Annotated in this window: 3 protein-coding genes; all 3 read left to right on the top strand. The window is 36.2% G+C overall.

The annotated features are described in order from the left end of the window. Positions 1-158 precede the first annotated feature (158 nt). Genes rhuM (BMY79_RS12615) through BMY79_RS11815 form a run of 3 tightly spaced genes read left to right on the top strand, consistent with a single transcriptional unit; the run spans position 159 to position 1,109 of the window. Positions 159-404, top strand: a complete 246-nt coding sequence (gene rhuM / locus BMY79_RS12615; protein WP_334292650.1) for a RhuM family protein — start codon at positions 159-161, stop codon at positions 402-404. Next, positions 371-697: a RhuM family protein gene (rhuM, locus tag BMY79_RS11820; RefSeq protein WP_081777919.1), complete on the top strand. Its 327-nt coding sequence runs from the start codon at positions 371-373 to the stop codon at positions 695-697. The genes rhuM (BMY79_RS12615) and rhuM (BMY79_RS11820) overlap by 34 nt, the downstream gene beginning before the upstream one ends. Beyond that, on the top strand, positions 687-1,109 hold the full coding sequence (locus tag BMY79_RS11815) for a BRO-N domain-containing protein (protein WP_242941506.1): 423 nt from the start codon (positions 687-689) through the stop codon (positions 1,107-1,109). Before rhuM (BMY79_RS11820) ends, BMY79_RS11815 begins: the two co-directional genes overlap by 11 nt. The last annotated feature ends 89 nt before the right edge of the window (positions 1,110-1,198 follow it).

The following is a 1,198-nucleotide window of genomic DNA, read 5'->3' as shown; positions in this document are numbered from 1 at the left end:
TACGTGACATAATGAGTTCCTCCTATTATTATGATTATACTATATTTCGGGGGAATAGCTCATTTTACTTTGTACTAATTAGATGCTAACATCAAAATGATTCTGTTTGGCTAAATAGAGAACAGTTAGCAGAATTATTTGGAAGAGATGTAAAAACTATAGGTAAACATATTGGTAATGCGTTAAAAGAAGAATTAGATAGTTCAACTATCGCAAAATTTGCGACAGTTCAAAATGAAGGCGGACGAAGGGGTAAAAGAAATATTGAACATTATAATTTAGATATGATTATATCAATAGGTTACAGAGTTAAATCAAAAAGAGGCACAGAGTTTAGACGATGGGCAAATAAAGTTTTAAAGAAGGAGAGTTGGACAAGAAATCAGTTGTCAAGGATTTCTTGACAACTGCATCTGATGGAAAGAATTATAAAACAAAATACTATAATCTTGATGTCATCATATCTGTAGGTTACCGCGTTAAATCAAAACGAGGTATCGAATTCCGCCAGTGGGCCAGTAAAATTTTGAAGCAATATATGATTGACGGTTATGCAATCAATGAGAAGCGTTTACATGCATTGCAAAAGACTGTTGATATCCAAACACGAATGTTGGCAGATATTATGCGGCTTGAGGAAAACGCGCAAATAAAAGATGAAGAATCTATAAGGAGGAAACATGTAGATGTTAAATGATAAAGTTCAGTTATTTGAAGACCAGCCGATTAGGACGGCATGGGTTGAAGATGAGGAAGAATGGTATTTTTCGGTTGTGGATGTAGTGCAGGTATTAACAGAAAGTGCGGATGGAAGAAAATATTGGAATAAACTAAAACAGAGACTTAAAGAAGAGGGAAGTCAACTGGTGACAAATTGTCACCAGTTGAAAATGACTGCGAAGGATGGGAAAAAGCGAATGACAGATGTTGCCAATACAGAGCAATTGCTTCGCATTATTCAGTCGATTCCATCAAAGAAAGCGGAGCCGTTTAAAATGTGGCTGGCCCAGGTAGGTCGTGAACGAATAGAGGAAGTAATCGACCCGGAGTTGACTATAGAGAGGGCCCTTGAGACCTATGCTAAAAAAGGTTATTCGCGAGAATGTTAGAGTCAGGCAAAAATAACCAAATACAGATAGGTTAAAATAACCAAAATAGTGACGGGAGAAATTAGCCATAAAAGTTCAACTAAAAAAAG

The organism is Lachnobacterium bovis (assembly GCF_900111325.1).
In the GTDB taxonomy this organism is placed as follows: domain Bacteria; phylum Bacillota; class Clostridia; order Lachnospirales; family Lachnospiraceae; genus Roseburia; species Roseburia bovis_A.
The sequence above is the reverse complement of the archived record's forward strand: the minus strand, read 5'-3'. Positions and strand labels throughout refer to the sequence as shown.

Bases quoted from the DNA above. Each gene is read 5' to 3' on its own strand.
- BMY79_RS11815 (WP_242941506.1), top strand. From the start codon at position 687: ATGTTAAATGATAAAGTTCAGTTATTTGAAGACCAGCCGATTAGGACG.